A 23,539-nucleotide genomic window follows, 5' to 3' on the forward strand; every position below is an offset into this window, starting at 1 on the left:
ACACCATGGGGGCGACAGGATTGAGTATCCTTGTTGATGACCGGGAAGGAGCGGAGATCATTTTTGACAAAGGGTTGTTGCTTTTCCTCGAGTTTGGCAGATCTCTTATACGGCCGCCTATCATGCTCTTTTTGAGACAGGAAACTTAGAGAAAGGGCCAGGCTTCTTAGCAAGCGGGAGATTCGGGAGCCCTAGCTGGGTCTATTTTTTGGCAACCACGTTTACTCCCAGGCTGGCCTGGCTGAGCTAGGAAAGGCAGTCGTAGAGGAATACATACAAAAATTCCCCTGACGAGGTGCCTTTGCGTGCAAAACAGAGGTTGGCAGAAGTTGAGGCGATCCTCCGCAAGGAGAGAGGCATTTCATCGCTAACCCCATCTCAATCAGCGGATTTAAAGAAATAGAGGGACGCCCACCAAGCCCTGATAATGTTTGGATTCTTGGGCAAACATGATCGTTTTGTCCTTTCATCTGGAGCCCTCTGTCGAGATTTAGTTAAAATATGAGAATATTCGTCGTCTTGGCCTTGACGTGGCTAGAGAAAAATCCCAGTTTGAGGGGGTGTGTCTGGCCCGGATCGGAGCCTCGCGTAGTCTTTTAAAAAGGTGGGATATGAGCGGAGATTATTATCAGGTGCTTGGAGTGGGCCGCGAGGCAGATCAGTCGACAATTAAGAAAGCCTATCGAAAAATGGCGATGCAGTTTCATCCTGACAAAAATCCTGGAGATAAGGCCGCCGAAGAGAAATTTAAGGGAAGCCGCTCGGGCCTATGAGGTTCTCGGAAACCCTGATAAGCGTTGCTCGCTATGATCGATTTGGTCGGGCAGGAGTTGACGGTCCGCAAAGTGGCGGGGCAGGTTTTTCTGACGTGAACGACGTTTTTAGCGCTTTTGGTGATATTTTTGGCGACTTTTTTGGTGGAGGAGCTCAGCGGTCGACTCAGCAGCGAAATCGTCCTCGAAGAGGGCGTGATCTCAGGTATCTTTTGGAAATCAGTTACCGAGATGTGATGTTGGGGGCTCAGCATAAGGTGGAATTTCTTTCGGGGGGTTGATTGTGAGCCTTGCCGGGGAGCGGAGCCCAAAACAGGAACAGAACCGAGAATTGTTTGACTTGTGGGGGTCTGGGCAGGTCGTTCCGAGCGTCAGGTTTTTTTTTCAATGGCCACAACTTGTCCTGATTGCAAAGGGCAGGGTCAGTGGTGATTAAAGACCCTGTGTGTGCCATGGCCGTGGCCGGATAGAAAAAAACGCGAAATGATGATCAATGTTCCTGCAGGTGTTGATAAGGGACTCAGTTGAGATTGTCGAATGAAGGAGAAGGCGGTTTTTTGGGGGGCCAGTGGTGATTTGTATGTCGAAATTGATGTGACGGAAGAAGAGTCTTTTCGACGGCAGGAAGAACATCTCATTGGGGGTTTAGAGATTAGCTATCTCCAGGCTCTCTTGAGTGCAGAGGTTAACTTCCCAGTCTGTGGTAGATCAGAGAAGGTGCAAATTCCTAGAGGGACGTCGAGCGGGGACAGAATTCGTCTCGGCGGCAAGGGATTCCCTCGCTTCGGGGGAGGACGTCGTGGTGATTTGATTTTGGAAATTGAAGTGAAGATGCCAAAAAAATTGGGAAAGAAGGAAGAGCAGCTCCTGCGTGAAATTGCTGGGAGTAAAAGGCGAGTCAGTGTCTGAGGGGCAAAGGTCTGTTTGGTTTTAAATTCAATCTTATATCTTGACGGCTGAAAATGGCGACCCAAGTTAAGGTGTGAAGAGTAAAATTTTTAGAATAAGGGGTATGTGAGTATGGGAAAAATCATTGGGATTGATTTAGGTACGACGAACTCTGTTGTGGCTATCATGGAGGGCGGAGAGCCCAAGGTTCTCGTTAATGAAGAGGGTGGGAGGACGACGCCTTCGGTGGTTGGATTTACTAAAGATGGACAAAAGTTAGTGGGTCAAATTGCGAAGCGCCAAGCAGTGACAAATCCTGAAAAACACGATTTTTTCGGCAAAACGGTTTATTGGTCGACGTTTGGAGGAAGTCTCCGAAGAGAGTCGGTTGGTGCCTTACAAGGTCGTCAAAAAGGTACGGATTCTGCGTTTGATATCAACGGTAAGGCCGTCCTCCGGAGGAAATCTCCGCTGATTTTGGGTAAACCAAAAAAGTTGCAGAGGATTATTTAGGCCATGAGGTGACCGAGGCGGTGATCACGGTTCCAGCCTACTTCAATGATGCTCAACGTCAGGCGACGAAGGATGCTGGTCGGATTGCCGGCCTTGAGGTGAAGCGAATCATCAATGAGCCAACTGCAGCGGCTCTCGCTTATGGGCTTGATAAGAAAAAAGATCAGAAAATTGTCGTTTTTGATTTGGGTGGAGGTACGTTTGATATTTCCATTCTCGAGGTTGGCGATAATGTTGTGGAGGTTAAGGCGACGAACGGGGACACTCATCTGGGTGGTGACAACTTTGATGAACGCATTCTTGTTTGGATAATGGATGAGTTCAAAAGGATCAGGGAATCGAGTTGCGCTCGGATAAGATGGCGCTTCAGCGCCTCAAGAGGCCTCTGAAAAGGCCAAAGTTGAGTTGAGTTCGGCCCAGGAAACAGAAATCAACCTTCCATTTATCACTGCAGATGCCTCTGGTCCGAAACATCTGAACATGAAATTGACCCGGGCTAAGTTTGAGCAGTTAACAGGGGATTTAGTAAAGAGGACTATGGAGCCTTGCAAAAAGGCTTTGGCTGATTCTGGTATGTCTATTTCCGATATCGATGAAGTCGTGTTGGTTGGAGGTTCTACTCGCATTCCAGCTGTTCAAGCAGCTGTAAAAGATTTTTTTAAAAAGGAGCCAAATCGTTCGGTAAATCCCGATGAAGTGGTGGCTCTTGGAGCCGCTGTTCAGGGTGGTGTACTTGCGGGCGATGTTAAAGATGTACTTCTCCTTGACGTGACTCCTTTGTCTCTGGGTATTGAAACCTTGGGTGGAGTGATGACAAAGTTAATTGAGCGTAACACGACAATTCCAACTCGAAAGAGCCAGACTTTTCTACAGCAGCTGACAATCAGACGAGCGTTGATGTTCATGTGTTGCAGGGCGAGCGTGAGCTGGCGGGTGACAATAAGGCGCTGGGGCGTTTTGAGTTGGTGGGAATTCCCTCCATCCCCTCGTGACATGCCTCAGATCGAGTTTACTTTTGACCTCGATGCAAACGGTATCCTGAATGTGTCTGCTAAAGATGTCGGGACGGGCAAGGAACAGGCGATTAAGATCACCGCTAAGTCAGGACTTTCTGAGGATGACATTCAGCGTATGGTGAAAGACGCTGAACTTCATGCTGATGAAGATAAAAGAAAGAAAGAGACAATCATCCATCGTAACGACTTGGATAATTTAATTTATCAAACTGAGAAATTGGTTGCTGATAATAAATCTAGCCTTAATGATGGAGATCGAAAACCCATTGAGGACGCAATCGAGGAAGCAAAAAGAGTTCTGAATAATACAGGGGCTTCGGTGGGCGATCTTAAGTCAGCGACCGAGCGCCTCACGAATTCAAGTCAAACTTTGAGCAGTCTTCTTTACGAAAAGCAAAAAGGCAAGGCAAGTGCTGGCGGCGCTCCTGATAGTGGATCCGGAGGCTCGGGTGACAGCAAGTCAGGTGATGTTATTGATGCAGATTACAAGGACGTCAATTAACTCAGCTGACTTTTCTTTGCTCTGTAGTTGGAGGAGAGAAAACCCCATCTTTTTTGAAGGGTGGGGCCTCCTGTGATGGTTTTTCGCTTGATGTTTATTTAGTGTCAGATTTCGCGTCAGATTGAGATATTAATCAAGTGAGAAGCCATTTTCTTTGTCCCACTGGACACGGGCTCCAAGGGAGAAATAGGAGAAGGCTTCATGTACATTGAAACCAACTTCTCCTGTAAAGGTGATGTTGTCCCACTGTTCAGTTTTCCACTCAACGCCGCCGGTGAGTTGGACGGGGAATTTTCCTTCACCTTCTCTGGATGAAACGCCGATCGGAATGGAAGCATAAGAATTCATTTCTCCAATTTCTGTTTTTATTTTCTTACTGATGAGAGGGTGAAAGCGGAGAGATATTTCATCGATGTCTTCATTTCTGTTTGAGGAATCAAATCCGTCGTATCTTGCATAGATAATGCCTGAGGAGAGACCGATTGCTGGCTGGCCCTCCGTATCTGGATAAGGAACCCATTTGAAAAATCCGCCAGCATAGAAGTCAGTTGTGCCGGAGCCCACGACGGCTCTTAGGTTGGCGTCCTGGTTAAACCAGGAATCAATTCGGCCAATCAAATTAACACCCCGATCTCCGTCAGAGATAAATTGAGACTCTAGGCTTGCCTTAAATGAGCCTTCAGAGAGGATATCTCCAGTTTCCATGACTGAATAGAGAGCTCTCGCTTTGGTCGCAAAACATAGACTCAAGATAAAAACAGCAAGTCTTAGGGAGGGTCTGTCCAAATTCATTGTCTCATTCCTTTCCGTTGTCTCTAGGGGCGGAACCATAACTCTGACTGCCGTGTTAGACAAGCGGCGAGGTTATGCCTTTTGGGAACTTGTAACTAAAATTATTTTTCATGGGACATATGCCGAGCCATATGAAAAAAATATAGGTCTCACTTGGCGAAAACCTACCGCGCTTGGGCTGAACAGAGACAAGTTGACATCTATATTTCTGAAAATCTCAAACTGGTACTAAGGTCGCAGAGAGGAGATGTCGAAAAACTCATGTGGGATGCGAGCGGCGCCCATTTGTTGCTGACATCTTCCTACCTTAAGTTGGAAAGTTGGAGAAATGAGTCATGATTAAGTGCATAATAGCGAAAGCCTTTGAGAGCACGATTGTGTACACAGGCCGTGGCGGTGTCCTTGGCAAGCTAGAATTGTCCCGTTTTGGAACTTCAGGTTTGTTGCCAACATCCTTTTTGATATTGGTGCTCGCCTTGGTGTTTGGAGTTTGTGTTCAATCCTTTGCTGGGTCGGGAGATCCCTGCGACTGTCCGAGGCTTGAATGCAGTTCATGCGAAAACCAAACTGGCCTTACGTTCTATTCCGAAAAGTGTGGCAATAACAGAGTTCGCAGTTGTTCGAGACCAAGTTGTCAATTGAAGGATCCAATCCCATCTGGTTGCGAAATTTCTCAGAAGAAAGGGACCTCGGAGGTCCCTGAGGGAAAGCGCACTCCGGCTTCAGCGGCGGCGGAAAATGAAGCTTTGCCTCGCGGTGGTGAAATCGGAAAAGTCATGTGGAGCAAAGGCGATTCATGGCTTGTGGAGCCTTCTGGAAAGCAGCACGCAGCTCGTGTCGGAATATCTGTGCATACGAAGGACACAGTAAAGACCGAGGCTCAGGCTGAGATCAGAATAGAATTTCAGGATGCGAATGAACTTCATATTCAGCCCCAGTCAGAAGTTTTGATGTCTGAGTATGAGTCTGATTCTAAGCTAGATCGGCGAGCCTTGCTGGATTTGATCAAGGGCAAGGTGAGGAGCAAAGTTAAGCAGAAGTACAAGAGCGATACGAGCTCTTACTTTAAGGTTCGAACAAAGAGTGCTGTTGCCGGAGTGCGAGGAACCGATTTTGTGGTCAGTTTTGATATTGGGGACAAAGAGGTAACTAAAGTTGAAACTTTGACGGGATCTGTTGTTCTGGCCAATGCCGACCAGTCGCAATCTTTGGATATCAACAATGGGACCTATGCCAGTTATGTTGTTGAGGCGAATAGTTCGGAAGTCTTTTCTGATAAAGAAATCAATGAATTTGTTGCTCGTGGATATATGACGCCGGTTCATAAAATGAGTGCCAAAGAAATTGAGCAATTGGATTGGGAATCATCCGTCGGAGAGAAGCCAAAAGGAAAGACAGCTGCCCTGAAGGCAAAAGGAGCTGCAAATTCTGTTTGTCAATCGCCTCAAGCTGAAATTGACCAATGCTACTGGGCTTGCGAAAACAATCCAAAGGGAGCAAAGTACTGCCGCACGGATCTTGCTCAGGTCAGTTGCCTGAGAAGGCGGTGTGATGCCAACGGAAAATGGGCTGATGAAACAAGGCTTCCTGCAAATTTTCATGAGCAATGCCAAGCGAAGGGTGTACGGGTTGGACCTTGCGACTACTAGGGGTTTCACGTGAATCATACCCAGGCTTTATTGGTGTCGCTAAATCTTAATGCATTGTATTATATTTAACTCAGTTGATATTTAGGGTTCAATTTTTTATAAACAGTCACTGTTATTCTGTGGCGGCCGTAGCTCAGTTGGTAGAGCCCCGGATTGTGATTCCGGTTGTCGCGGGTTCAAGCCCCGTCGGTCGCCCCAATTTCTTATCCCTCGGTTGGGGGGAAAATAAAATTTTGTAATGATACCAAACATGTAATCGCGGGCACTTAGCTTGGGTCCAACTTGCGTTCCACCACGAACCGAGAAGAGCCGGAGAGCCCAGGCCTGCCGCTGAATGTGCGCAAGACGTGTTTCACATTTCACTCAACTTCAACAACTTTGAAAAAGCGACCCATCTGGCCAGGAGCAATCCAGTAGAAATATAAGTAATCCAGTGTAGTGGTACAGTTGAAGCAAATGTGCCTAAGAACATTCCTAAAAATACACCCAAATCCATGAGAAAATTAACTGAACCTACACTTGAACCAACTGTCTCCGACTTAGAAAGGACTGCTGTAATAATATGAGTTTTCGCCGAGAATTGGATTGATAAAAAGACATACAAGGAGGCAAAACCAATGACGATAACAGGGTGGATGCTGCTAAATGCATTATATAGGAGCATGCACATGCCAAAAGTAATGCCTAAAAACCACTTCTTACTATCAAGGATTTTAGTTTTTCTCATTATAACCGTTGCAGAAAAACCAGAGAGACCGGCCACTAGCCAAAAAAGAGAAATATCCTTAGGTGTACCAATTTTTTCCAAATGCAAAACAAACAAGGGATTAAAAGGTATAGATAACATACCAGTTAGAAAAGCTGCTAAGACAAAAACAGGTGAGGAAAATAATGAAGCCATATTTTTCAGGCTAAGTTTAAAAGCCTTTTCGGAGTTAGTTACTTTGACGCTGATGACGGGAGAAGTTTTCAAAATTAATATCAATTGAATAATTGATGTCATGAGGAACGCTCCACCACAAATAAGTAGACTATTTCTTCCAATAGTGAGGAATAACAATGGACCCAGAGAGAATCCTAAAAGTTTTGAGATTAGAGTCAGCATTGTTCTATCTAAAATGCGTTTCTGGAAATCAATTGTTTCGGTTGACTTCAATAGCCATACGGATTCAGAAATAAATCCCAGAGAAAAATTAAAATAGAGTAATGGCAAAACAAAAAGAAGATATCGCTTAGTCTCTCCAAAGGTAAAACCAAAGATTGTAAGAATGAAAATAAAGCTAACAAAGTGGCTTCGAACAGCAAGCTTGCCATAGTTCCCGGTATCACCCCATACACCGCCAATTAATGTAAACAAAAGAGTTCCTAGGGTGGCTAGAGTGTATACACCCGAAAGTGACCAGCTCGTGTTCGTTATGGATGCATAGTAAACTGGAAAACCCGTCCAGAATAAGCTGGCACCAAAAGTTCCGATAGAAGCTGCAATGAGAAGAAAGAGGACAGAAGAGCTAATGTTGTTATTCACTTTTGATCCAGTTGCGCATAAGGAACCTATCACTTTTTGGGTCAAGTAGAGGTCTGCGATGAAGCATTCTTCTATTTTCAATAATTAAAAGATCATTCTGTTTCCAAAAGAATATATTTTTTAAGCCATCGTTTAAACGTAGTAATCGTTTTACTTCTTCTATGGTCTGTTTTTGCAGCTCGTTCAGCTTGTCGTCTATAAGCCAAGGGCAAAAATATAAGATTAATTCGCCGTTGGAAGATCCTGAGACCATCGTAGTTTCTTCCTCACAATCATCAGAAGTTCTTATAGTCGTTTTGATGCTTTTTAATATTTCTATTTCTACAGGTGATAAAAGATTAAAGAGAATTCGGCCATCGAAGGTTTCTGTTGGTTCGCCTGGGTTAATGCAAAACCATGCTAACCACTTAGCTTCTGGGGAATCTTGATGCCATTCAAGGGGTTCTGCAGTTTGAACCATCGCTGTCGCATCTGACTTGATTTTTACATCAGTTTTAAGGATGACGTGTCCTAAGAGAGAGGAAATGGATTCAAAGGTTGCAATGTCTTGATTTTCGAGAAATATAAGCCCGTCTTGATCTAAATTGGTTCTAATTTGTTCTAATAGTGCTGTGTTTATTGGCATCGGATCTTCTATAGTAGTTCTGGGAAATGTTTCCCCATTAGACCGATAGTGTTTTCGATAAACTTCTCATCATCCGTTTCTGAAACTTTAGTACCTTCTAGGCCGGCAAAAGGAAAGTGATGAAGATAGTAGCCAAAAACATGCTGGCAGTCCTCGATATAATGTCGAGTGTCCAATATGTGTAGGTGCCAAAAATCGTCCACCTCTTTTGTTGGGACTATAATTTCATCTGGATATGTTTTACATAAAAACAGAAAAGCTCGATATAGATCTGCCACTGATAGTGACACATCAAGTTCCCAATTATACCCGGAATGAGGATCTAGAGATTTGGCTATGACTCTTTTTAAATTAAGATTGTTAATTTGTTTACATGGAGTTTGCAATTTTGGAGGCATGTCTGGAGCAATCTTTAAAGCCGGTTCATAGTAGTACGCATCTTGATTCTTATTCATTAAAAACATCCTTACATAGAAGCCACAGATGATTATGGCACTGAATAAAAAAGATGAATAGATCTAAAATGTTGCTTTATTTGATCAAAGAGGCAGAGGAGACCTTATGCAAGAAATGCATAAGGTCTGTCACCTACTACTTGTAAGAAGTGGCTGGCTTTGTATATTTCCAAGAAATTTTTCTCATACGGTCCTCCTTTTTTCCTAGCCTAAAGCAGGTTTTAAAAATTAGACAGGGCATATGGTGTGTTTTGTAAATGTTCCAAAAATGAACTTCTGGGCAGGCTGCTATAAAATCGGGTAGGCCGGTGCATTGCTGAACCGACCCCAACACAGAATCCATCGTGCCAATTTCAAGCAATGGGCTCTTCAGAAGGAAATACACTTATCATCGAGCATAAACGAGCGCCGTCAAAGCGGCACGTATACTTGCCGAAGCCAATAAGACACCGCAAGCCTAAATAGAAACCAAATAAACCCTGTTTTCTAATCTTTGGCAGTTCGGCGGTGCGACGTGCGGCGGTGGGCCTCGGCACTATGGCTGAGTACGTTGCAGTCTTCAAAGATATCTGTCATTGACTGGACAAAAATAAATCATTGGAACTAGCAGAGAAATTTTCGATATTTTCGGTCAAAATTAATCAACACTGATGCGAGATCATTTACTAATAGGATTTTGTCTTTCATTTGCTCAGTAATACTTGAAAATGGAATAAACAATCCAAACCCGCTCACTCTTGATTTTGCACCTTTTAGAATATCAAAGTCTTTGAGTAGTATTGGTTCACCTTCATCTAATTCTAAATAGGGTTCGGCTCCTTTGATTTTGCCCACCATCTCCTTGCTTGCATCAACCGTTTTTTTGGGGGTTCAATTTTCTTTGAACAACTCATCCCAAGTGTCAGATTTCCTCCAGGCCTATACGAGACTGAGCCCGTAAACCCTCTTAGGGGAGAATCACCACCCACCGCAGATTGTTTACTTTGCCATAGGGGCAGTCGTGTCCCTGATCATCATTGCGTCAGGTATAGCGGAAATCAATTGCATGGCGGTCTTGAAGTCAGTGCCGCCTTCAGCGTCATAAGCGAGAGGTAAGTACCTCGAAAAATAGATCTTGCCACTCTCGCTTTGGGGCTCTAAGGGCAGCCAAATTCCATCTGCAAATTCTGATTCTACCCAGGCGTGCATGGCGCTTGAATTAGGATGGAGAGAGACTCCAAACACTGTCCTGGTGGGCAAGCCGACGGCTCTAGCGATTGTGGTAAATAGATTCGCAAAATGCTGACAGACTCCTTTTTTGCGCTCTAAAATTTCCGATGTTTTAAGGCCTTGAACCAAGTTTTCCTCAACCATCTTACCGTCATAGGTGAGATAGGAATTCACTAGCTTCAAGATTTTTAAAGCCATATCTATGCGATTGCCCTTGAAATTCTTGAGCAACTCCTCAGACCAGGCTTGAATTTGCGGCAGGGAAGTCTCTAAGTCCTTGGTTGCCCCTAAATATGGACTTGTGGATCGGCTTGTGTCTAAAGGCAATATGCTTGGAAGGGAGTCATGTTTTTGCCGGCCCACCATTTTATATTTATAATTGTAATTTGGGTTGTCAGTTATCTTATCTGTTTGAATAATGTTCCAATAGGCTCTCATGTTTGGAAATTTCAACTCTTTATTTAGCCAAATGGTCAGGCCAAGTGGGAGTTCGTCTTCGTATGGATTGGTATCGAACTGGATGTCAAAACTTTTGGAGTGACCGCTTGTTGGATAGGTATGCAGCCAAGTATTAAGATCTACTGTATACGTGAATTCACCGTTTTCCAAAATGGATGTATATGGGGACTCGTCAGAGAACTTAAACTCAACCTTAAAAGTGTCATCGGTATCGGGCGACACATATTCTATTAGAAACGATTTGCCCCTTGTATCGGTTTGTTGAATTTCTAATTGAAGAAATGAAATGACACCAACATCGAAGGCGTAGGTGTTTTGACTTTTCACTAACTGCAATAGGCCTTCGGGTTTGTCAGTTGGTACCTCAGAGGCACAAATAGGTGGCTGGCCCTGAAAGGCCTTAGTCTCAATGTCGGGTCCTTCTTTTTTAATCGTATTGTAGGACGCCGTTTCTTTCCTGATAGATTGACCTACCTGTCTCATGTCTTTGTATTCTACCGACGAAAATTGAAGCTCACAGTTATCCGAAACATTGTAATTTTGCACAATTACTGTGGATGAATTGGCTGGGATATTGTCTTCTGAGTATTCCAGCGAAAGTTCATATTTGTATTTAGAACCATCTTCGCCAGGCAAAATTGTGGTTTCGATGACAAAGTTAGACGTTTGATTTTTATAGTAAACTTTTTTGGCAATAGTATGGAAAAAATTCGATCCACGCTTCTGGGAAATCTCGTAGTCCTCTTTTGAAATGGCGATAGAAGCCATGTGATGATTGACTTTTAGAAGACCATCATCAAGGTTGGTTTCGGGCTGATCAGTAAAAAAAATCTTATTCTGAACGATATCGTTTTTAATTTTGCTTAAACATTCCAAAGAAGGACGGGCATCAGGAACCGATTTATTGCCTTTTTTGGCACAGCCAGAAAATAGGAATGCGAGAAAAAAACATAGAAAAATGTTCGGAATACGTATCTGAAACGTTTGAGCCACGGGAATCCTCTCCAAAAAAACCCGATGACCACTGCATTTTTCATGCCGGGCTCACTGGCTATTGGTTCCAGCAAAGGACCAGAATCTAACAATAATATAGAAAGATTCCTCCGGCCGTCTCTCTGAATCGGCAGCAAATTAACAGTCCTCCCTTTTAAATTCAAATGACGATCAGAAAAATATTGCCCTAGCAATGGGAATCCAAATTAAATCGTCACAAAGCCATCAATTCAGCGCACAGAACTGGATTCAAAGACTCACGAGTGACCCTTTCGCTGACCTTGGTTGTATGTAATTTTTGTTTGTATTTCGAATTCTTTTCAAATATTAAGTCTGCCCTTCGTGATTTTTGGGTAGTGGATAGAAGCAAAGAGGAGGAGCCCGCACTTTATCATGGCAATTCCCAAGATTTGAGGCGAGAGAAAAGTGAGTAAATACCCCCCCCCGATACCGTAGATTGCGATATTGATCAAACTCATCCGCTGGTTCACTGCGGCCCAGCCATCGAGGCTTCGAATCTCCTCGGGCAATGAGTGCCGTCGATACGGCACGTTTCCTTGCCATTGCGATAAGAATCAAAACGAAAACTTGTGGCCAGAGAAAATCACGATAATTTGTATCCGTTCATTGACCGTGAATGACTACTTCGAAATTTTGTGTGTAGTTCCATGGCATCCAGTTATCAGGGTTGGACCTGACCAGTTCAAAGTTTTTTGAATGGACACCATATAGTCAAAAGCGTTGGCCTCACTGATGTCACAAGTTTTTATAACTGAGAGAAGAATGTCGCCCACGAAGGCCCCGTATTCACTTTTAAAGAAGAGGAAGTTTTTTTTCGGTTTAGAACGGGGGTACGGAGCTGTTGCTCGAGGATATTGTTGTCGATGGGGGCTCCTGGGTGGCGGAGAAATGCGGTGAGCCCCTTCCAATGCTTCTGCATGTATTTGACGCCGGCTCCTAGTTTTGAATTGGGCTCAGCGAGTTTGTTGGGAAATACTTTGTCAATCCAGGTTTTGAGTTCCCCCATCGGCTGGGCACTTTTCTCTTGGTGGTATTGAGGCGCTCTTCGGGGGATAAATTCACATCTTTACAGTGCCGTTCGTTTGCATAGACCTGAGAAATAAGGCCCAGCACAAATTCGCTTTCTCTTTTAAAGTCCTGCTCGATATCCTTAAATTGCCTCCGACCGTGGGTGAGACACAGGTATTTCAATATCTCCTGGGCTCGGTCTTTGATATTATTCATATTCAGAGCATCTGACATGATGGCAATGGGACCCTGACTTTGCCGCCGAGTCAGGAGCTCTTCCAAATTCTCTCCACTGTATTTCCTTCCGGTAAAATATAGAATGATTTTTCCCTCTGGAGTTTCAGAAAGAATGCCCGTGGTGTACATGCCGGTTCTGTTTTTGGTATTTGGCTCCTGAAGTTCATTCTCCCTCATGAGGGAGAGAACTCTGGCCTTGGTGTCATCAATATAGAACAACGCTCCCTCCGAAGCCTTTCGGACCATGACCTTCCAAACCAGAATCATCTGGTTGGCCAGGTTTTCCGTCTGAGTCCAGAGTGTTGATCGAGCCACAGAACTTATAGTGAAGAATGGCTATCATGGCTTTGGCTTGTGCGTCGAATTTTTCCTCCCTTTTCCGATAAACTCAGCCTCAAATATTTTGCCACACAGGTTACAACGAAGTTTCTGGTCTTGTGAACGCTCACTGAAAGTGGCGGATTGTCCGTCACGCGCACATACATGCCTGGATTCCAATTGTACACCCTCCCTTTTTGACAATCCGGACAAGGATCCTTTTCCTTTAGATTTACAATCTCATAATTTTGGACACTGACCGATGGATAATGATCGTGGCCATGGCGACCACTGCTCCGGTGTTCCCATGAGCAGGCTTTTTCTCCTGAGGGTCTTTTTTGTTGAACTTTCTCTGATTGCTTTCCAAATATCTTGCGCAATCTGGCGATGGTGGCACTTTTCAGTCCCACCAAACGATCTAATTCAATCAAGGCTCTGAGAGAATTGATTAATTCTTGACGAGTTTCTTCCGTTAAGTTTGAGCTCTCAATCTCGTCAATCAGCCGATGAAGCTTCTCATCTGTCATCTCAATGTGGATCTTCTTCTTGGCTTTCAACATCGGAAAAGTCTTCCGCTGATTTCACAAAATTGGAAGTACTTTTCCATTCTGTTTGTGGTGCGGCTAAATCGGGATTTCCATTCCAGATAAGAACTGCCAACTCTGAGGCTCGTAGCTCACCCGAGACTCCCTCTCCCGTCCTCCACCACTTAAACGATCCACGACTGAGCCGCTTATGAAATATCCAAAACCCCTGGGAGTCATAAACCAATATCTTGAGAGATTTCCTCGATCTATTGGAGAAAACAAAAAGAGCTCCACTCATGGGGTCCTTCTCCATCTGCTCCTTGCAAACTCCACAAAGGCCATCGATTCCCTTACGAAAATCCACAGCTCCGCAGTGGATATAAATCGGTGAGGACGGACTGATTTGAATCACCGATGAATTTCAATCGTCAAATCAGAAAGTCGTAAAACAACTCGAGGTGCCTCAACTGTTAGATCGGGGGAAAACTTAATAAAGGGCCCAGAATTGTTTGGCACAAAATTCCTCCGCCGAAGCTTAGAGGCGGATCGTTCCCCTACTTGCTTTGGATTGAAAAATCCGGGCGATAAACTGAGTTCTCGACGCAGGAGGCGGTCATCAAATAGCTCTCGCAGACCAAAATCCGACTCCTCAGTTCATCAGAAATTTCTCCTGAGGAGATTTCTTCCTGACTCGCCAGGCTTCGATATCTCTCCTTAATTCTTGCAGAAAATCTGAAGTCATTGGTTACCGCCTTTGAAAGTGTCAATCGGCGGATTTTACTTAAAAAAATATCAGATTCCATTCACGGTCAGTGAACGGATACGATAATTTGGGCCTTAAGTACTTCAGCACTTCAGCACGTCTTTTTGCCTGTCATGTAGGCTGCGCGACTTATCACTTTCCTTAATACCCTATGGGTGTTGGTTCTCGAACATCCAGCACAACAGTGCGTTCCTCTCGAGACTTCTGGGCTTCGTGTTTAAACTCGAGAATTCGTTTGTATACGTCTCTTCCATGAAATTTACCGATGCCCCCGAACCTTGCCGACTCTCACGCTCGAGATAAGACGCTCTTCTGACTTAACTCCTTTCGCATCGAAAAAGATCTTGCGCCGCTATATTTCCAGGTCACCATTGTTTGCTTATCTAAAACCAAAATTCTAGCAAACTGTATTAGAAAAAAAGCGGCTGTGGAAAATCAATCCTAAGTGCGGGCCATTTTTCTGGCATTGGTTTCGTCTTGCTTTCGCTCAAGCAACCGTGCCATATCGACGGCACTCATTCCAAAAGCGTATGTGGAACCCTGGCATCTTAATTGCTGCAGGCAACCACTAGAACTAGATGGCCCTAGGGTCTAAGCCTCAGTTGGTTGACCTTTTACAGTTATGGGAGAATTTTTACATGCCTCGCAGTTGGATTTCTTTTATCTTTGTACTGTTTGTGGTTGTTGGATGCGGCACTCGTTCGGACGAGAAGCACGCAGATACCTCAGATCCAGGAACTGTTTTCCAACAGGCGGAATTATCCTTTTATGAGCTCAAGTGCAAAGGGACTATGAAGGAAACATTCAAGGGCGAAAGTTATAGCGAATACAAGTGTACGCTGGATTGTCTCGAGCTGAAGAATATCGAGGACCAGCGCAAAGGCATAATGGCACTGGGCAACGTACTAGAATTGTCTAAAAAGGCATTGGCGATGTCCCAGACCCTAACTCGTCAGAATTACCTTCGAGCAGTGGTAGCCTGCGCGTCGCCTGAGCTTACAGAACTGAAAGCACTCGAATCCAGGACAGAAGAAAAATTAAAGCGCTACTTAGGCGATGCAGACAAGAAATTTGTGGAGATTGTGAACCTTTGTGGGGACCAGAACTTGTCCTGTTTTGAGAACGGCGACATTAAGAAGGTGTCGGCTCTCTTGCCCAAAATCGAAGCTTACAGGAATTCAATTAAAAAAACCTATGAGTTAACGGGAGACAGAAGTTCGATCACAGTGAAATTTTGAATAGTAAAGTATGGTCTTGCATAGATGCGGCCACTGGCCAAGTGGAGGCAGAGATGTCGGCGTTTCATGAGGATGTAGATCGTAGTTGTGGCTTTGACCCCGCCTACCATAAGTCGGATCTCTTTCATGTTGAACGGTATTCCGATCCGCCTTCGGCAAGACTTGAAAGCCTTCAGGACGCCAAAAACACCGCTGCAAATCTTCGGTCGTTGATAGCCGATCTAGAGTTCCCCAAAAATAGTGGACAGTTTTCTTCGAGCGGTTTAAACAAACCGATGGGAGATAACAATGAGTTCAAAGAGAAGGGTTTTTTCAGAAGAGTATAAGGCCGAAGCCATTGATTTAGCAGAGAAAATGGGAACAACAAAGGCCTCACAAGATCTAGGTATAAATCCGGCAAATATTCGTCGATGGAAAATCGAAGCGCAATCAGGTCGCGCCGCTGCGAGCGGCGCGAAAACCTATGAAGAACTGGAGCTTGAGGTTCGAGAACTCAGAAAGGAAAATGAGTATTTGAACAAAGTCAGCGATGTTCTAAAAAAAGCCTAGGGATCATATCAAAGGATCAAATGAGAAATTCCAAATGATTTTGGACCTTTCAAATGAAGTTCCTATCAACCGCCTGTGCAGACATTTTGGGGTGAGTACCAGTGGGTATTACCAATGGAAAGCGAATAGTCAGTTCAAATTCTTGACGAAAAAAGGGAAATCTGCAAGGAAATTGAGGAGATTTTCAAAGCTAGCAAAAGTACCTATGGCTCACCAAGGATCTTTCATGAGCTGAGGAGCAAGGGATTTTCTGTAAGTGAAAATACTGTTGCGAAGTAAATGATGGAGATGGGATTGGATGCCCGATTAAAGAAAAATATCGAGTGAGAACGACTAATTCGAACCACGAGGGCCCAATTGCTCCACGAGTTTTCAGGATCGAGGATGATCTGCCCAAAGACTCTAATCAGGTCTTTGCCGGAGATATCACTTATCTGAGATTTGGATCTGGCTTTTTCTATCTGGCCATAGTTCTCGATGTTTGTACCCGAAAAGTTGTGGGCTGGTCGGTCACTGACAGTTTAGAAACCACCGGGGTCTTGAATGCTCTGCAGATGGCATTGGCTAATTGCGGAAATAGAGCGAAGATCGTCTTTCACTCGGACCGCGGGATTCAGTACGCGAGCAAATTATTTTTGGCTTTGCTAAAGAAGAAGGATGTGATTCCGAGCATGAGTCGCAAGGGAAACTGCTACGACAATTCGATTGTTGAGAGTTGGTTCAAGTCATTCAAGTCTGAGTGTCTTTACCGTCATGACTACAAAACCGAAGCAGAGTTGAGAATCTTAGTTTTTGAGTATATTGAAACCTGGTACAATAAAAAAAGATTGCATTCATCGCTTGGCTATCAAAGTCCTTTGGAGTATGAATCAACACTAAATGCCGCCTGAGAAACTATCCAGTTTTTCTGGGGAATTCCAATCCTGTTATGAGTTCCCTACTTTGCCATAAGCTAAATCCGATATATTTAACCCTTGATTCGAGGATCAGGTTTCCACTAAAGAGCTCCTCAGATAGGTATAATTATGATCTCAACCTTCGCTGGGAACAGTCCTTACAATTGCCTGTAAACGCCACGGTTGATCAAATTAAATCCCTCCTTAAGGCCGCCCCTCTTTCGAAGGATTTTAGAACGGTCAAGGATTTGGATAAATCAAAAAAAACGACCACGCGAATCACTTGTGTCATGGAGGATTTGGAGAGCTGCTATAGAGTCCTCGCTCTTGCCTATGAAGTACAAGAGTCACTGAAGCCACAACTAGAATGGGGAGACGGAATTCAGATTAAAAACAAAGAGTCCTGTAACCGATCATACTTAGGCACCGAAAGTTTGAGTATAAATTTTAATGCCAGCTGGAATAGGGCGGCAATGTTGGACTATGCCATTTATTGCCTGAACGGCCGATCGTCAGCTCCCGTTGAAGACTTAAATGACTAAATAGAAATCGCTCGGGCCAAATAAAAAACCCGCCCGCGGCGGGTATTGGACTGCGGGTGCAAAATAAACCTGTTTTTCTGATCTTTGGCAGCCCTGTTAGAGCAAAATATCCATTACTTTGATATCCCATTTCGAGCAAAGGTGCCCATGAAAAACAGTAAGGCAAGGACCGTTCTTCGATTGCAAAAGGAAAGGAGGCTCTAAAGAGGGGTCTTTAACGTTGGCGCGTGAGTCGGCAAGGTTCGGGGGAATCGATTAAGTTCAAGGACACGAGATCTATAGCAACGAGCACTCCAGTTTAATCAAGAATCCCAGAAGTCTGGAGTAGCGCGCACTTTTGTGTTGGAATGTTGAGAACCAAAACGATGGATTGAGGAAGAAAGTAATAATAAGTCGCGCAGCCTTCAATCAAGGCAAAAAGACGTGCGGAAGTATTTCTGGTTCGGGCCTCTGCTTTTTTGCTTTGGCGATATTTGTCATTGAAAGGGAAACGAAGGCACCTGATTGATTCCTCGAAGGGTAACAAATTGCAGTTCTCGAGTGCGGGAGCACCTAGATGTATTTAATTATTGCAATGACTCAAATTCTCATCCTACAATAGGACAAGGTGACACCTTAAGTGGATGATATGATTGAGTTCGGGTCTCTCGCCCCAATTAATTTTTCAAGCATGGCCGGAAACGGCCTAAATATCTAAAATCACAAACGAAGGATTGCAAAGGCTTAGCGAGATTGCTCGGGTCTACGGGTCTGGGTCTACGAGCCAATATCGTCCAAATATGCTTGGCCTCATTTTACCAGAGGCTAGGTTAGCACCCTGTTTTACATTTAGAAACGATGCAAACTAAAACTGAGTTAAACCAATCATTTACAGTAAAATTGACTCTTAGATCTACTTGAGCTATTATGGATCTTATAGCTCATTGGAGGAAATATGGGTCTCAAATTGAAATCGTTTTCGGCGAAAGAAGCAAAGGACGAGTTCGGACGACTTTTAGATACAGCGAGGCAAGAACCTGTTGAGATCAAAAAGAACGGTCGCTCTGTTGCTGTGTTGGTTTCGTCTGAAGAATATCAACGGCTGGAAGCAATAGAAGATGCTTGGTGGGGCAGACAGGCCGAAGAAGCTATCAAAGAGGGAACTATCGGTGAGAAAGAGAGCGAGAAGAAACTTGCTCAATGGTTAAATGCTAAAGATTGAAATCACCAGGCGAGCCGATAAGTTTATTGAGTCGTTGCCAGCAAAACAAAAAAGACAAATCACCACCAAAATCCTAGAGCTTCGCAACAAACCAGAGCCGCACGACTCTATTCAGGTCAAAGGTTTTTCGCAGTATCGCCGAACCAGTGTCGGAGAATATCGCATAATCTACCAGGTCCAAGACAACATACTTTTGGTAATCGTGTTGGTAGGCAGAAGAAACGACGACGATGTTTATAAACAACTGAAAAGGCTTTGAAATGAGTGCCGTCGATACGGCACGTTTCCTTGCCTTTGCGTTAACAATCAAAACGAAAATTTGGCCAGAGAAAATCTCGATAAATTGGGCCTTAAGTACTTCAGCACGTCTTTTTGCCCGTCATGCAGGCTGCACGACTTATCATGTTCCTTAATACCCTATAGGTGTTGGTTCTCGAACATCCAGCACAACAGTGCGTTCCTCCCGCGACTTCTGGGCTTCGTGTTTAAACTCGAGAATTCGTTTGTATACGTCTCTTCCATGAAATTTACCGATACCCCTGAATCTTGCCGACTCTCACGCTCGAGATAAGACGCACTTCTGACTTAACTCCTTTCGGAGCGAAAAGGATCTTGCGCCGCTATATTTCCAGGTCACCATTGTTTGCTTATCTAAAACCAAAATTCTAGCAAACTGTTTCTGAGGAGAAGCCTACGAACTGGATTTGACCTTTTGTCGCCAGTGATTTCCGTGCGAGCCTTGTTGATAGCGGGATTCAGAAGGCGCAGCACATGGAACTTGTCCGCAATGGTGATAGCGTTAGGAAAGAAGTCTTTTATAAACTTTTTAAACGGATCACACATGTCAATCACGGCTTGTTCCACGCGCTCTCGCCCGGGAATATAGGAAAGGGCATCTTTCATAGATAGTACAGTTTTTCCATTGACCATTTCGCCGATGCGGCCACGATCATAGTCAACGATGAGCGAGGCAAACTCAGTCATTCCATTTTTGCGGCATTTCCTCCAGCTGTGTTCATCGATGCCGATTCTTTTTCCCCAAGGGTCGTTCATTCGTTCGTGCCATTTGATGTCGAGTTGTTCGTAAAATACTTTATTCACTAGCCATGCGGAGCAGCTGTAGGCCCGGCAGACACGCTTTAGATCAGCGAAGTTTTCACAGGCCCACTTAACCCCTCGGCGGAAGCGTTCGGTGGTTTTATGGCCTTTCCTGACGCCACTAAGGGGTTCTGTGAAAACCTTCTTGCACCCGGGACATCTAAATCGGCGCTTGAGTACTTGCAGCTGAATTCCAGACCCACGGATGGGTTGATCTTGGATTTCGACCCATCTGCGGTCATGGACGGAATAGGATTTCGTGGCGCACTTAGGGCACACTTCGAACTTGGATTCCTTGGCACACTTGTAATGTAAGCGATTCATAACCTGTATTTTTCAGGCTCGAGAATCAGGTGATAAAATGATCTCAGCGAGGCGCTCGAAGTCTTCTAGGGATTTGGCCAGTGGTAGCTCAGTGAGCATTCGAACCATGGCCGCGTAGGGATTCACCCCATTGATTTTGGCTGTTACCGTGAAGCTGTACATGACACTGCTGGCCTCGGCCCCCGCGGGTGTGTCGGAAAACAGCCACGCATTCCTGCCGATGGCATACTTGCGGATCGCTCTCTCCGTAAAGCCATTGTCCGCCTCCAGACGCCCATCCTTGAGGTAGCCTGTCAGGTACTCATACTCATTCAAAAAGTAGCGGAGGGCCCCTCCGATCTTGCTTTTTACTGGAACCTTTGGCTGATGCCTTTCAGCCCACTCCTTCATCTCTTTCCAAATGGGCTCAGCTATTTCCAGCCTCAGGCGGTACCGCTCCTCAGGCGGCATCTCGCCGATTTTTTCTTCCAGATCATACAGTTTTTTAAGTAACCAAGTCCTGCCTCTCCAAGGCTTCGGCCGGACTTAGCCCCATCCACTGTGGCGGATTCAAATTTCCTGCGGGAGTGCATCCCACATCCTATGCGGATCACGCCCTCTTGTTTTTCCAACACATCATAGGCATTCAATCCGTCACATTGCAGATATCCTGTAATTCCGTCCAGAAGCTGCCTGGCCGCTTCCTGGCTCCGGGATATGCGGTAATCAAACAGAACAATCTTCTTGTCCCCGTAGGGCGTACTCCTCACCCACATCCATGATTTGTCTTCGGCCTTCCTGCCATTCTCTTTGAGAACCTGCACTTGCGTCTCATCCACGGCCACATAAAAAGAGGTTATCAGCCGGTCTGAAAGAACATTCCAGACAGGCACGAGAGCCTGCGCCACTTGCACCACCCAGCGGGCCATCGTGCTGCGGGGAAGATCAACTCCCTGACGCTCCATGATCTCCTCAATCCGATACAGCGGAAGTCCATCGCAATATTTGGAGGTGATAATGGCGGCAAGCAACTCGGGAGTGGCAATCCCCTTAGGGATCACGCAAGGCACTGGCGGAGCGGTCTTCACATAGTCCCCGCTATCCACTCCATACTTGGCCCGCTCATAGCGGATCACACTGACTTTAGCTGGCTCATACTTGAGCTTCTCCGAGAACTCCCAGCCAATCACCTTGAGAGGTTGCCCCTCTTCAGAAAAACGCTCGTTTTCTGGAAGCTCGATCTTCACCACTTCCCGCTCAAGGTTCTCGGGGATTGGACGACGATGACCCCGCTGCCTCTTATGCGAAGGAACCGTGACCTCGACCTGCGCCTCATCCTCTTCGGGTGTCCCTTTGGAGACTTCAAGTTCCACTTCGTTGTAGAGAACCCTCTGTTCGGGCGACACCCAAGACTCCGACTTTCTACCAAACTGCGCTCGTTTGAGAGAACGGATCTGCTCATGCAACCAAGTGACCTCACTTTGCAGGAACTTGATCTTCTCTTCATCAAGACGAGCACGCGCTCTCAGGCCTTCATTCTCTGAGGACAACTCTTCTTGTTTTGAAAATAGCTCTCGCGCCTGCATGCGCGGACTCTTCAACATTTTCTTCGAAAGATCAACAGACTCTTTCAAAATTTATTTCTGAAAATGGCTTCATTTTCCAAACATCATAACCTTCCAGAAGCCAGCTCAATTGCTCTGTGGATATGTGGACTACTTCCTGCAAAGATTTCCTCGGCCATGGGAACTTTTCCACATCCAATTGCTTTTGCCATAGACAGAACCCACTTCGATCAAAATACAGAATCTTGATCGTGTGCCGTCGTCGACCACAGAACACGAAAAGATTTTTCCCGTTCAACTTTCCCATCTGGGCACTCTCCACAATCTGACTCAATCCCGGAATCCCACGGCGCAAATCGACAGGATCTCGATGCAGAAAAACACCCTCAAATTGACTGGGAGATTTCACCTAGTACCTCCCTGCAGATAAAGATCAGCTCAGCCACCCATTGTGCGTCAGGGAGCGAACGAACCGCTCTTGGTTTCTGAATTTCCACTGGCACAAAAGCAGAGCTCACCGGCTTTCGGCGTCCAACACTCCCTCTCTTGCTTCCCTTGGATAGTCGATACTTCCAGTTCTTGAACGTGGTGTTGTTCAGTCCCTCTTGCCGACAGAACTCGGTCTCGGAGCCAGAGAAATTTTCTGCCTCCCTGATTTTAGTTTGCCAATATTCTTTGGTTTTTAATCTTTGATCAGAATTTTCCACTCAAGCCTCCTTGGTTGTTGAGCAATATATGTGGAAAGTTCAAATCACAAAAATAGGGTTTATGGAGCGCTTACCTTGTAATGAGTCCTGAACTTGTGACTCTGCCAGTGAGTTAACATTTTCAGTTCTGGCAAAAGGATAAAATTCTGGGTACTTTCCCAACTGGGATTCATCCGTCTCTCCTTTTTAAGATTTAGTCTCGACAACCAAAATTCTAAGAAGATCTGAGACGGCTCTGAATCCCTTTTTCGCCCGCTTGAGTACAAGCGGTGCGACCTAGACCAGAACCCAAGTTAGGCAAAATTGACGCACTCCGAAGTCACTGCTGTTCCGCAATGCGTTCCACCACGAACCGAGAAGAGCCGCAGCTCATGGCTGCAGCGACAGGTATTTACAAACAGGCAGTTTTGCATACTCTTATTTTTTACTATTACACCAAGCAGATTCGATACCAAAATTCAGTTTGCGGATATTGGTGAGTTCATTTTGATGGCGTGTATCTACAGATCGAATCGGACTGATAAACAAATTTCCCGAGGGTGTAAGCGCCATTTTTTAGGTCCTTACCATCTCTGTGAATGCCTTCCCGAATGTAGCCAAAAACAGTGTATGAACCGTCACTGTTTTCGTGACTAGCGATTCGCCACGTCCCGGAGTTTCAGGTTCGTCACCGTTTTTGGACTTCACATTGACTTCAAAGTTGTCTTGGACCGCGAGAGTGCGTTTCCAACTGTAAGAGTCGGTGAATGTTTTGCCTTTGATATCGCCGTTATCTTTTGTGGTCGTTGTGCTCGTCACAGTGGCGCTTTCTTCAAACTGATTGTCGCCAACCGCCTTCACAGTTTTTTGAGTCAAATCCTCAGTATCCGCCGAATAATCGTCGCTTTGAATTGAGTAAACTTCTTTGATTGTGGTTGAATCCCCGGACGTGATGTACAGGCTTGTGCCGGTTTGATATTGTACACGCCGGGTGATGCCGTTTGAATCTGTTCCTTTTGGCACCGGGTGGTCCGTTAAACCGGGCGCCGGGGGATCATATTTTTCAACTGTTATATTCTGGCACTCCGTCGTATACTTGCCATCGGGAAGATTCGATGGAATCGAAGCGGCCATCGCATTTGCGGATAAGATAAAAGCAGACAACACCAATGACTTGTACATCCCAGC

26 protein-coding genes, 1 tRNA gene and 3 pseudogenes are annotated in these 23,539 nt (G+C 45.2%); 14 read left to right on the forward strand and 16 right to left on the reverse strand.

Annotated elements, in window-relative coordinates; genetic code table 11:
- Positions 1-611: 611 nt before the first annotated feature.
- The 4 genes and pseudogenes from IPL83_03955 to dnaK all read left to right on the forward strand — a co-directional run bounded on the left by IPL83_03955 (position 612) and on the right by dnaK (position 3,692).
- Positions 612-1,054, forward strand: a pseudogene (locus IPL83_03955) (DnaJ domain-containing protein).
- 256 nt (positions 1,055-1,310) lie between these two features.
- Positions 1,311-1,682, forward strand: coding sequence for a hypothetical protein (locus IPL83_03960; GenBank protein ID MBK9038310.1), 372 nt, complete (start codon positions 1,311-1,313; stop codon positions 1,680-1,682).
- Positions 1,683-1,793: 111 nt separating this feature from the next.
- A pseudogene (locus IPL83_03965) lies at positions 1,794-2,136 on the forward strand (Hsp70 family protein).
- A gap of 46 nt (positions 2,137-2,182) precedes the next feature.
- Positions 2,183-3,692, forward strand: a pseudogene (gene dnaK, locus IPL83_03970) (molecular chaperone DnaK).
- Between the two features lie 129 nt (positions 3,693-3,821).
- On the opposite strand, the gene IPL83_03975 reads toward dnaK, so the two are convergent.
- Positions 3,822-4,484: a hypothetical protein gene (locus tag IPL83_03975; protein MBK9038311.1), complete on the reverse strand. Its 663-nt coding sequence runs from the start codon at positions 4,482-4,484 to the stop codon at positions 3,822-3,824.
- Positions 4,485-4,819: 335 nt separating this feature from the next.
- On the opposite strand from IPL83_03975, the gene IPL83_03980 reads away from it, so the two are divergent.
- Positions 4,820-6,133: a FecR domain-containing protein gene (locus tag IPL83_03980; protein ID MBK9038312.1), complete on the forward strand. Its 1,314-nt coding sequence runs from the start codon at positions 4,820-4,822 to the stop codon at positions 6,131-6,133.
- Positions 6,134-6,255: 122 nt separating this feature from the next.
- Positions 6,256-6,331, forward strand: a tRNA-His gene (locus tag IPL83_03985).
- A 154-nt stretch (positions 6,332-6,485) separates the two neighbouring features.
- On the opposite strand, the gene IPL83_03990 is transcribed toward IPL83_03985, so the two are convergent.
- The 9 genes from IPL83_03990 to tnpB (IPL83_04030) all read right to left on the reverse strand — a co-directional run bounded on the left by IPL83_03990 (position 6,486) and on the right by tnpB (IPL83_04030) (position 13,922).
- Positions 6,486-7,658 carry a hypothetical protein gene (locus tag IPL83_03990; protein ID MBK9038313.1) on the reverse strand — a complete coding sequence of 391 codons (1,173 nt, stop codon included), beginning with the start codon at positions 7,656-7,658 and terminating at the stop codon, positions 6,486-6,488.
- Complete coding sequence (locus tag IPL83_03995) at positions 7,651-8,283, reverse strand: TauD/TfdA family dioxygenase (protein MBK9038314.1); 633 nt, start codon at positions 8,281-8,283, stop codon at positions 7,651-7,653. Before IPL83_03995 ends, IPL83_03990 begins: the two co-directional genes overlap by 8 nt.
- Positions 8,284-8,291: 8 nt before the next feature.
- Positions 8,292-8,738 (reverse strand): hypothetical protein, encoded by a 447-nt coding sequence (locus IPL83_04000; GenBank protein MBK9038315.1) that lies wholly within the window; start codon positions 8,736-8,738, stop codon positions 8,292-8,294.
- Positions 8,739-9,341: 603 nt separating this feature from the next.
- A complete protein-coding gene (locus tag IPL83_04005) occupies positions 9,342-9,575 on the reverse strand; it encodes a hypothetical protein (GenBank protein MBK9038316.1) in 234 nt (77 codons plus the stop codon).
- 141 nt (positions 9,576-9,716) lie between these two features.
- Positions 9,717-11,399: a transglutaminase domain-containing protein gene (locus tag IPL83_04010; protein ID MBK9038317.1), complete on the reverse strand. Its 1,683-nt coding sequence runs from the start codon at positions 11,397-11,399 to the stop codon at positions 9,717-9,719.
- A 766-nt stretch (positions 11,400-12,165) separates the two neighbouring features.
- The gene (locus IPL83_04015; GenBank protein MBK9038318.1) at positions 12,166-12,426 is read right to left on the reverse strand and encodes a transposase; all 261 of its coding nucleotides are present in this window, start codon (positions 12,424-12,426) and stop codon (positions 12,166-12,168) included.
- Positions 12,357-12,980, reverse strand: coding sequence for a transposase (locus IPL83_04020; protein ID MBK9038319.1), 624 nt, complete (start codon positions 12,978-12,980; stop codon positions 12,357-12,359). The genes IPL83_04015 and IPL83_04020 overlap by 70 nt, the downstream gene beginning before the upstream one ends.
- Before the next feature lie 5 nt (positions 12,981-12,985).
- Complete coding sequence (locus IPL83_04025) at positions 12,986-13,543, reverse strand: hypothetical protein (protein ID MBK9038320.1); 558 nt, start codon at positions 13,541-13,543, stop codon at positions 12,986-12,988.
- Positions 13,512-13,922, reverse strand: a complete 411-nt coding sequence (gene tnpB / locus IPL83_04030) for an IS66 family insertion sequence element accessory protein TnpB (GenBank protein MBK9038321.1) — start codon at positions 13,920-13,922, stop codon at positions 13,512-13,514. Before tnpB (IPL83_04030) ends, IPL83_04025 begins: the two co-directional genes overlap by 32 nt.
- A 989-nt stretch (positions 13,923-14,911) precedes the next feature.
- Between tnpB (IPL83_04030) and IPL83_04035 the strand changes: the two genes are divergently transcribed.
- The 8 genes from IPL83_04035 (at position 14,912) to IPL83_04070 (ending at position 18,958) form a co-directional block, all read left to right on the forward strand.
- Complete coding sequence (locus IPL83_04035) at positions 14,912-15,511, forward strand: hypothetical protein (protein MBK9038322.1); 600 nt, start codon at positions 14,912-14,914, stop codon at positions 15,509-15,511.
- Between the two features lie 53 nt (positions 15,512-15,564).
- Positions 15,565-15,837, forward strand: coding sequence for a hypothetical protein (locus IPL83_04040; protein MBK9038323.1), 273 nt, complete (start codon positions 15,565-15,567; stop codon positions 15,835-15,837).
- Positions 15,800-16,060, forward strand: a complete 261-nt coding sequence (locus tag IPL83_04045; protein ID MBK9038324.1) for a transposase — start codon at positions 15,800-15,802, stop codon at positions 16,058-16,060. Before IPL83_04040 ends, IPL83_04045 begins: the two co-directional genes overlap by 38 nt.
- Positions 16,061-16,198: 138 nt before the next feature.
- Positions 16,199-16,339: a transposase gene (locus tag IPL83_04050; GenBank protein MBK9038325.1), complete on the forward strand. Its 141-nt coding sequence runs from the start codon at positions 16,199-16,201 to the stop codon at positions 16,337-16,339.
- Between the two features lie 44 nt (positions 16,340-16,383).
- A complete protein-coding gene (locus IPL83_04055; protein ID MBK9038326.1) occupies positions 16,384-16,950 on the forward strand; it encodes an IS3 family transposase in 567 nt (188 codons plus the stop codon).
- Between the two features lie 38 nt (positions 16,951-16,988).
- Positions 16,989-17,498, forward strand: coding sequence for a hypothetical protein (locus IPL83_04060; GenBank protein MBK9038327.1), 510 nt, complete (start codon positions 16,989-16,991; stop codon positions 17,496-17,498).
- A gap of 946 nt (positions 17,499-18,444) precedes the next feature.
- On the forward strand, positions 18,445-18,699 hold the full coding sequence (locus IPL83_04065) for a type II toxin-antitoxin system Phd/YefM family antitoxin (GenBank protein MBK9038328.1): 255 nt from the start codon (positions 18,445-18,447) through the stop codon (positions 18,697-18,699).
- Positions 18,686-18,958, forward strand: a complete 273-nt coding sequence (locus tag IPL83_04070; GenBank protein ID MBK9038329.1) for a type II toxin-antitoxin system RelE/ParE family toxin — start codon at positions 18,686-18,688, stop codon at positions 18,956-18,958. Before IPL83_04065 ends, IPL83_04070 begins: the two co-directional genes overlap by 14 nt.
- Before the next feature lie 392 nt (positions 18,959-19,350).
- On the opposite strand, the gene IPL83_04075 is transcribed toward IPL83_04070, so the two are convergent.
- The 6 genes from IPL83_04075 to IPL83_04100 form a co-directional block, all read right to left on the reverse strand.
- Positions 19,351-20,121 (reverse strand): transposase, encoded by a 771-nt coding sequence (locus IPL83_04075; GenBank protein MBK9038330.1) that lies wholly within the window; start codon positions 20,119-20,121, stop codon positions 19,351-19,353.
- 12 nt (positions 20,122-20,133) lie between these two features.
- Positions 20,134-20,571, reverse strand: coding sequence for a transposase (locus IPL83_04080; GenBank protein ID MBK9038331.1), 438 nt, complete (start codon positions 20,569-20,571; stop codon positions 20,134-20,136).
- A complete protein-coding gene (locus IPL83_04085) occupies positions 20,544-21,734 on the reverse strand; it encodes an IS66 family transposase (protein MBK9038332.1) in 1,191 nt (396 codons plus the stop codon). Before IPL83_04085 ends, IPL83_04080 begins: the two co-directional genes overlap by 28 nt.
- The gene (gene tnpB, locus IPL83_04090) at positions 21,718-22,074 is read right to left on the reverse strand and encodes an IS66 family insertion sequence element accessory protein TnpB (GenBank protein ID MBK9038333.1); all 357 of its coding nucleotides are present in this window, start codon (positions 22,072-22,074) and stop codon (positions 21,718-21,720) included. Before tnpB (IPL83_04090) ends, IPL83_04085 begins: the two co-directional genes overlap by 17 nt.
- Positions 22,052-22,372 carry a hypothetical protein gene (locus tag IPL83_04095; GenBank protein ID MBK9038334.1) on the reverse strand — a complete coding sequence of 107 codons (321 nt, stop codon included), beginning with the start codon at positions 22,370-22,372 and terminating at the stop codon, positions 22,052-22,054. Before IPL83_04095 ends, tnpB (IPL83_04090) begins: the two co-directional genes overlap by 23 nt.
- A gap of 555 nt (positions 22,373-22,927) precedes the next feature.
- Positions 22,928-23,533 (reverse strand): hypothetical protein, encoded by a 606-nt coding sequence (locus tag IPL83_04100; GenBank protein ID MBK9038335.1) that lies wholly within the window; start codon positions 23,531-23,533, stop codon positions 22,928-22,930.
- Positions 23,534-23,539 lie beyond the last annotated feature (6 nt).

The organism is Bdellovibrionales bacterium (assembly GCA_016716765.1).
Classification (GTDB): Bacteria; Bdellovibrionota; Bdellovibrionia; order Bdellovibrionales; family UBA1609; genus JADJVA01.